The following is a 7,927-nucleotide window of genomic DNA, read 5'->3' as shown; positions in this document are numbered from 1 at the left end:
CCCGGGCGGCGCCCCCGCCGGTCGCGTCGTGCGCCGCGACATCGGATCCTCGATGCCGCGGCTCCCGTCGCGGCTCGGTTCGGGACGGCGCCCCCGCCCGAAAATCGCTCGTGCCGATCCCCGGGCTCCTGCTAGCGTCGCGGCACCCCCGCCTCCGAGTGAATGCCGATCGACGTGACCGCCCTCGACCTGACCACCCGCCGCTTCGCGCCCCTGACCCTGCTCGGCGTCGCCACCCTGCTGTCCGCCACCGGCAACGGCATCGTGGTCGTCGCACTGCCGTGGCTGGTGCTCGAACAGACCGGCCGGGCCACCGACGCGGCGATCGTCGCGGGTGCAGCCACCGTGCCGCTGCTGCTGGCGAGCCTGCTCACCGGGACCGTCGTCGACCGGTTCGGGCGCCGGCGCACCGCCCTGGTCTCCGATGCGCTCTCGGCGCTGTCGGTCGCGGCCATCCCGGTCCTCGCCGCGACCGTCGGACTCTCGGTGCCCCTGCTGGCCGCGCTCGCGGCCCTCGGCGCCGTCTTCGACCCGGCGGGCATCTCGGCGCGCGAATCGATGCTGCCGGCGGCGACCCGCGCCGCAGGGTGGTCACTGGACCGCGCCAACAGCCTCTACGAGGCGAACTACAACCTCGCCTACCTGATCGGCCCGGGTGTCGGCGGCGTCCTCATCGCCGCCGTCGGCCCCGAGAACACCCTGTGGGTGACGTCGGCGTGCTTCGTGCTCTCCCTCGTCACCGTCGCCTTCCTCCGGCTCGAGCACGCCGGCCGGCCCGACCGGTCCACCCGCCCGGCTTCGCTGTGGGCCGGCACCCTCGAGGGGCTGCGGTTCGTGTGGCGAGACCGGTTGCTGCGCACGCTCGCACTGGTCGACATGATCGTCGTGGCGTTGTTCCTGCCGATCGAGTCGGTGCTGCTTCCGACCTACTTCACCGGGATGGACGCGCCGGCCCGGCTCGGCTGGGTGATGATGTCGCTGAGTGTCGGTGGTCTGGTGGGTGCCCTGGCTTACGGCGCCTTCGCGTCGCGTCTGCGGCGCCGCACCCTGATGCTCGTCGCGGTCACGGTGCTGGGTGCGGCGACGATCGGCATGGCGTTCCTGCCGCCGCTGGGGGTCCTCGTGCTGCTGGGCATCCTCATCGGCCTGGCGTACGGTCCGGTGGGGCCGATCGCGAACTGGGCCATGCAGACCCGCAGCCCGGAGCACATGCGGGGCCGCGTCGTCGGTGTGATGACCTCGACCGCGTACGCGGCGGGCCCGGCCGGGATCCTGGTCGCCGGGCCCCTGATCGACGCGACGGGTGTGCGCACGACGTTCTTCGCGCTGGCCCTGCCGATGGTCGGTGTCGCGGCGGTGTGCTTCGCGCTGCCCGTCCTGCGGGAACTCGATCCCGTCCCGGAGTCCCGTTCGTCCTATCGGCCGTAGCCGCCACCGCCCGGGGTCTCGACCACGAGCACGTCACCGGCCCCGACCTCGACGGAGTCGCAGCCGGCCATGCGGGTGACGGTGCCGTCGGCGCGTTCGATGCGGTTGCCGCCCAGGGCGCCCGGCTCGCCACCGGCCATCCCGTACGGCGGCACGCGCCGGTGTCCGGACAGCGTGCTGACGGTCATCGGCTCGAGGAACCGGAGCCGTCGCACGGCGCCGTCGCCGCCGCGCCACCGGCCGCCGCCACCGCTGCCGTGACGAATCGTGAACGCCTCCAGCAACACCGGCAGGCGCCACTCCAGTACCTCGGGATCGGTCAGACGCGAGTTGGTCATGTGTGTCTGCACCACCGACGTCCCGTCGAAGCCCTCGCCCGCACCCGACCCGGAGCCGAGCGTCTCGTAGTACTGGTACCGCTCGTTGCCGAAGGTGACGTTGTTCATGGTCCCGGCACCCTCGGCCTGCACCCGCAGCGCCGCGTAGAGCGCGCCGGTGACGGCCTGCGACGTCTCGACGTTGCCGGCGACGACCGCGGCGGGGAATTCGGGGGCGAGCATCGACCCGTCGGGGACGACGATGTGCAGCGGACGCAGACAACCGTCGTTGAGGGGGATGTCGTCGGCGACGAGCGTGCGGAAGACGTACAGCGTCGCGGCCCGCGCGACCGAGGCCGGCGCGTTGAAGTTCGACGCGAGTTGCGGTGACGTGCCGGTGAAGTCGATCGTCGCCGAGCGTGCCTGCCGGTCGACGGTGATCCGGACCGCGATCACCGCACCGGAGTCCATCTCGTAGCGGTACTCGCCGTCGTGGAGACGGTCGACGACACGGCGCACTTCCTCCTCGGCGTTGTCCTGCACGTGCCGCATGTAGGCCTCGACGACGTCGAGACCGAAGTGGTCGATCATCCGGCCCACCTCGACCACGCCGCGCGCGTTGGCCGCGACCTGGGCGCGCAGGTCCGCGAGGTTGGTGTCGGGGTTCCGGGACGGGTACGGGCCGCCGCTGAGCAGCGCACGGGTCTCGGCCTCCCGGAAGGCTCCGTTCTCGACGAGCAGCCAGTTGTCGAACAGGATGCCCTCCTCGCGGATGTCGCGGCTGGCGGCGGGCATGGAACCCGGTGTGGTTCCGCCTATTTCAGCGTGGTGACCGCGGGAGGCGACGAAGAAGAGGATGTGCTCGCCGGACCCGTCGAACACGGGCGTGATCACCGTGACGTCCGGCAGGTGGGTACCGCCGTGATACGGGTCGTTGACCGCGTACACGTCCCCGGGTTTCATCGACCCGTGCCGGCGGCGCACCACTTCCTGCACGCTCGTGCCCATCGAGCCGAGATGGACGGGGATGTGCGGCGCGTTCGCGATCAGGTTTCCGTCCGGATCGAACAGCGCGCACGAGAAGTCCAGACGCTCCTTGATGTTCACGGACTGCGCGGTGGACTCGAGAGTCGTGCCCATCTGCTCGGCGATCGACATGAACAGGTTGTTGAAGATCTCGAGCATGACCGGATCGGCGTGGGTGCCCACCTCCGCGCCGTCGTGGGCGCGCACCCGGGCCAGCACGAGATGACCCTGTTCCGACATCGCCGCCTCCCAGCCGGCCTCGACGACGGTGGTCGAGTTGTCCTCCGCGACGATGGCCGGGCCGGCCACGGAGTCGCCGGGGGCGAGGTGCTCGCGACGGTACAGCGGTGCCTCGCGCCACGACCCGTCGACGAACATCCGGACGGTGTCGGGGGACGGGCGGGTGGACCCGGTCGCGTCGCTGTCGGCGCGACCGAGCCCGGACAGATCGGGCCGGCGCGTGGCCCCGACGGCCTCGACCGCGACGGCATCGACGATCAGCGGCCGGTCCATGAGGAACGAGTAGGTGCGCCGGTGCACGGCCTCGAACTCCGCGGTCATCGTCGCCGGGTCGGCGAGCGCGACGGGCACGGAGGTGTCGGTGCCGTCGTAGCGCAGGTGTGCCCGGACGGTCACGTCGATGCGCTCGGTGGGCACGTCCTCGTCGAGCAGTTCCGTGCGCGCCGCGGCCTCGAGTTCGGCGGCGACGTCGCGCAGCCGGGGCATCGCCTCGTCGTCCAGTTCGACGACGACGGACTGCTCGCGCATCGCGGTGGTGTCCGCGAGACCCATGCCCAGCGCGGACAGGACACCGGCCAGCGGCGGCACGAGGACGGTCCGGATGCCGAGCGCGTCGGCGACCGCGCAGGCGTGCTGTCCGCCGGCCCCGCCGAAGGTCGTCAAGGCGTACTCGGTGACGTCGTGGCCCTTCTGCACCGAGATGCGCTTGACGGCGTTGGCCATGTTCGCGACCGCGATCTGCAGGAAGCCCGCGGCGACCTCCTCGGGGCTGCGGTCGTCGCCGGTCGTCCCCCGGATCTCGGCCGCGAGCGCGGTGAACCGGGCCCGCACCGTCTGCTCGTCCAGCGGTTCGTCGCCGCTGGGACCGAACACGTGCGGGAAGTGGGCGGGCTGCACGCGCCCGAGCATGACGTTGGCGTCGGTGACGGTGAGGGGGCCGCCGCCCCGGTAGCAGGCCGGACCCGGGTCGGCGCCGGCGGAGTCCGGCCCCACCCGGTACCGGCTGCCGTCGAAGTGCAGAATCGATCCTCCGCCGGCGGCCACGGTGTGGATGTCCATCATGGGGGCCCGCAACCGCACCCCGGCGACGACGGTGTGGAAGACGCGCTCGTATTCGCCGGCGAAGTGCGACACGTCCGTCGACGTGCCACCCATGTCGAACCCGATCACCTTGTCGAACCCGGCCAGGGCCGACATCCGGCTCATGCCGACGATGCCTCCCGCCGGCCCGGAGAGGATCGCGTCCTTGCCGCGGAAGTGCATCGCCTCGGTGAGCCCGCCGTTGGACTGCATGAACATCAGCCGGACACCCGGCAGCTGGTCGGCCACGCGATCGACGTAGTGGCGGAGCACGGGGGACAGGTACGCGTCGACGACGGTGGTGTCGCCGCGTGGCACGAGCTTCATCAGCGGGCTCGCGTCCGCGGACAGGGAGATCTGGCCGAAGCCGAGGCGCTCGGCGAGGTCGCCGACGGCGTGCTCGTGCTGCGGGTACAGGTGGCTGTGCATGCACACCACGGCGACGGAGTCGATCCCGTCGTCGCGCACCTGCCTCAGATCGCGCTCGAGCCGGTCCAGGTCCGGGGCCCGCAGCACCGTGCCGTCGGCTCGGATGCGTTCGTCGACCTCGATCACCCGCTCGTAGAGCAGCTCGGGCAGCACGATGTTGCGGTCGAAGATCCGCGGCCGGTTCTGGTAGCCGATGCGCAGCGCGTCTCGGAAACCTGAGGTGATCACCAGCACGGTCCGGTCGCCCGTGCGCTCGAGCAGCGCGTTCGTCGCGACGGTGGTGCCCATGCGCACCTGCTCGACGAGGCCGGGGGTGACGGGGTCGCCGGCCGGTACCCCGAGCAGTTCCCGGATCCCGGCCACGGCCGCGTCCCGGTATCGGGACGGGTTCTCCGACAGCAGCTTGTGGGTCACCAGGGTGCCGTCGGGCCGGCGGGCGACCACATCGGTGAAGGTGCCGCCGCGGTCCACCCAGAACTCCCAGCGCCCGGGTGCCCGGTCTCGTCCGCTCGTCTGCTCCGCTGTCGCCATGCCAGCAGGTTAGTCACTGCGTAGGGGACGGACGGGACCGCGGGACTCAGGCGGTGACGGCGCCGGCCGTCTCCGGGGCCGGCGCGACCTCCCCGCGTCCGATGCCGCGTCGGGTGCGGGCCGCGCCGATCCCGCGGCACGCCAGGTAGATGACGAATGCGATGGCGGTGATGAACGCCGAGACCGGAACCCCGGGGGCGAGGGCGAGCAGGATGCCACCGACCGCGGAGACCTCCGCGAAGAGCACGGACAGCACCGTCGCGGCCAGCGGGCCGCTCGCCACGCGGGCGGCTGCGGCGGCCGGGGTGATGAGCAGCGCCATCACCAGCAGCGCCCCGACGATCTGCACGCCCAGGGCGGCGGTGATTCCGACCAGGACGGCGAAGACGATGGACAGCGCCCGCACCGGCACTCCACGTGCCGCGGCGACCTCGGGGTCGGTGCTGGCGAACAGCAGCGGCCGGTAGATGACCAGCATGGTGCCGATGACGCCGACGGCGCACGCGGCGAGCAACGCGATGCCGGTGCCGCCCGGCGCGACGATCTGGCCGGTGAGGAGGGAGAACGCGGCGCCGGTGCGGCCGTCGTAGGCCCACAGCAGCAGCACGGCCAGCCCGAGCCCGAACGCCATGACGACACCGATGACAGAGTCGCGTTCGCGGGCTCGGGTGCCGAGGACGCCGAAGAGGACGGCGGCCACCACGGCACCGGCCACGGCACCGAGCCCGACGGAGACGCCGACGATCAGGGCCGCGGCGGCACCGGTGAGGGAGAGTTCGGAGGTGCCGTGCACGGAGAACGCCATCTGCCGGCTGATCACCAGGGGTCCGATCACGCCGGCGAGCAGGCCGAGGATCGCGCCGGCGAGCAGCGCCTGCTGCACGAAGTCGTACTGGAGCAGGTCGACGGTGGCCTGCACGTCGAACATCCGGCCCATCGCGTCGGTGAACTTGCTGCTCAATGCTGATCCTCGTGATGGTCGTGGTGGACGCCCTCCCCGGGGCGCAGTCCGCCGGCGCTGCCGAGCGCGTCGATGGCGTCGCCGGTGCCGACGACGACGAGACGGCCGCGGATCTCGAGGACTTCGACGTCGGTCCGGTACAGCTCGGAGAGCACCTCGGAGGTCATGACCTCGGCCGGGGTGCCGATGCGGAACTGCCCGTCGACGAGATACAGCACGCGGTCGACCAGCGGCAGAATCGGGTTGATCTCGTGGGTGACGAACAGTACGGCGGTGCCGTGTTCGCGGCGGCGACGGTCGATGAGGGACGACACGAGGTGCTGGTTGGCCAGGTCCAGGCTGAGCAGCGGTTCGTCGCAGAGCATGACCCGGGGGTCGCCGACGAGTGCCTGCGCGATGCGCAGCCGCTGCTGTTCGCCACCGGAGAGGGAGCCGATCGGGGCGTTCGCGTAGGCCTCGGCGCCGACCTGCCGGATCGCGGCGTCGACGGCGCCCCGGCGGGTCTTCCAGTAGCGCAGGCCGGTGCCCCAACGGTGGCCGTCGACGCCGAGTCCGACGAGGTCGCGTCCGCGCAGCGGCACACCTTCGTCGAGCGACTTCTGTTGCGGCACGTAGCCGACGTGCGAGTTGCCCGTGCGCGCGGGCACGCCGGCGATCGTGGCGGTGCCGCCGCTGAGGGGGAGCTGACCGAGCAGGACCTTCAGCAGCGTGGACTTGCCCGCGCCGTTGGGGCCGAGCACTGCGACGAACTCGCCGGGCTCGACGGTGAGGTCGAGATCCCGCCACAGGACGCGGTCGCCGAAGGCCATGCACGCGCCGCGGAGTTCGACGGCGGCGCTGTGTCCGGGGGTCGTCGCAGGCGCGCCCGGTGCCGCGGCGGTGCCGCCCGGGGTGACGTCGGCCGGTGTGGTCACGGAAGTGATGTCCTTGCCCTGCTCGAAGGGTCAGCGGGCGGCGTCGAGGGCGGCGGCGAGCGCCTCGGCCGTCTGCTTCTGCCACTGAATGTAGTCCACACCCTCGGGCAGGGTCTCCGTGACTTCGACGACGGGGATGCCCGCGGACTCCGCGGTCGCCCGCATGTCGCGGCTGACCTTGTCCTCGGTCTGGGGGTTGTGGACCAGGACGTCGACCTGCTTGTCGAGGAGCAGCTGGCGGGTCGCGGCGATCGCGGCGGGCGACGGGTCGGTGCCGTTCTCGATCGCGTTCGTGAAGTCGGCGGGGGTGCGGTCCTCGAGCTTCGCGGACGTGACGAGGTAGTAGCCGATGGATTCGGTCTGCGCGACGGGGGTGTTCGCGTGTGCGGCGGCGATCGCGGCGGTCACGTCGGTGACCTCGTGCAGCTGCGAGTGGAACGCGTCGGCGTTGGCGCGGTAGGTGTCGGCCCCGGCCGGATCGAGCTCGGCGAGGCGGTCGGCGACGGCATGGGCGACGGCGTCGGCGGCGGCCAGGTCGTACCAGACGTGCTCGTTGATGCCGCTGTGGTCGTGACCGGCGTGGGCGTCGCCTTCCTCGGCGGCATGGGACTCGGCCTCGTGTTCCTCGGTCGCATGGGTCTCGCCCTCGTGGGTCCCGTCTTCCGGTGCGCTGCCCGCCGAGTGGCTGCCCGCCGAGTGGTCGTGACCGTCGTCGAGGTCGCTGCCGGTGCCGGACTCGAACAGGGCCATGGCGTCGACCGTGGCGGCGCCGGCTCCGGTCGAGTCGAGGATGTCGTCGACGAACTGGTCGTAGCCGCCGCCGTTGTAGACGACGAGGGACGCGTCGCTGATCGCGGCCGCGTCGGCGGGGCTGGCCTCGTACGAGTGCGGGTCGGCGGACGGCTCGGTGATCAGCGACTGCACCTGGGCGCGGTCCCCGGCGACGGCCTGCGCGACCGAGCCCCACACGTTGGTGGAGGCGACGATGCGGATCTCGCCGG

General features: G+C 72.0%; 5 protein-coding genes. 1 reads left to right on the top strand and 4 read right to left on the bottom strand.

Annotation, left to right across the window (positions count from 1 at the left end; all coding sequences use genetic code 11):
- Positions 1-162: 162 nt before the first annotated feature.
- A complete protein-coding gene (locus tag OEY_RS0114385) occupies positions 163-1,428 on the top strand; it encodes an MFS transporter (protein WP_010594556.1) in 1,266 nt (421 codons plus the stop codon).
- Here the strand turns inward: OEY_RS0114385 and OEY_RS0114380 are convergent.
- From OEY_RS0114380 to OEY_RS0114365, 4 genes are all read right to left on the bottom strand, one after another.
- Positions 1,416-5,051, bottom strand: coding sequence for a hydantoinase B/oxoprolinase family protein (locus OEY_RS0114380; protein WP_085997950.1), 3,636 nt, complete (start codon positions 5,049-5,051; stop codon positions 1,416-1,418). The two genes, OEY_RS0114385 and OEY_RS0114380, sit on opposite strands and share 13 nt — an antisense overlap.
- A 46-nt stretch (positions 5,052-5,097) precedes the next feature.
- On the bottom strand, positions 5,098-6,012 hold the full coding sequence (locus tag OEY_RS0114375) for a metal ABC transporter permease (RefSeq protein ID WP_010594554.1): 915 nt from the start codon (positions 6,010-6,012) through the stop codon (positions 5,098-5,100).
- Positions 6,009-6,821 carry a metal ABC transporter ATP-binding protein gene (locus OEY_RS0114370; RefSeq protein ID WP_051009383.1) on the bottom strand — a complete coding sequence of 271 codons (813 nt, stop codon included), beginning with the start codon at positions 6,819-6,821 and terminating at the stop codon, positions 6,009-6,011. Before OEY_RS0114370 ends, OEY_RS0114375 begins: the two co-directional genes overlap by 4 nt.
- A 135-nt stretch (positions 6,822-6,956) precedes the next feature.
- The coding region (locus OEY_RS0114365; protein ID WP_010594552.1) for a metal ABC transporter solute-binding protein, Zn/Mn family at positions 6,957-7,927 on the bottom strand (971 nt) is incomplete at its 5' end.

This window comes from Rhodococcus sp. P14 (assembly GCF_000256505.1).
Taxonomy (GTDB): Bacteria; Actinomycetota; Actinomycetes; order Mycobacteriales; family Mycobacteriaceae; genus Rhodococcus; species Rhodococcus ruber.
The sequence above is the reverse complement of the archived record's forward strand: the minus strand, read 5'-3'. Positions and strand labels throughout refer to the sequence as shown.

Excerpts from the sequence above, each read along its gene's own strand:
- OEY_RS0114380 (WP_085997950.1), bottom strand. The coding sequence starts at position 5,051 with ATGGCGACAGCGGAGCAGACGAGCGGACGAGACCGGGCACCCGGGCGC.
- OEY_RS0114370 (WP_051009383.1), bottom strand. The coding sequence starts at position 6,821 with ATGGCCTTCGGCGACCGCGTCCTGTGGCGGGATCTCGACCTCACCGTC.
- OEY_RS0114385 (WP_010594556.1), top strand. The coding sequence starts at position 163 with ATGCCGATCGACGTGACCGCCCTCGACCTGACCACCCGCCGCTTCGCG.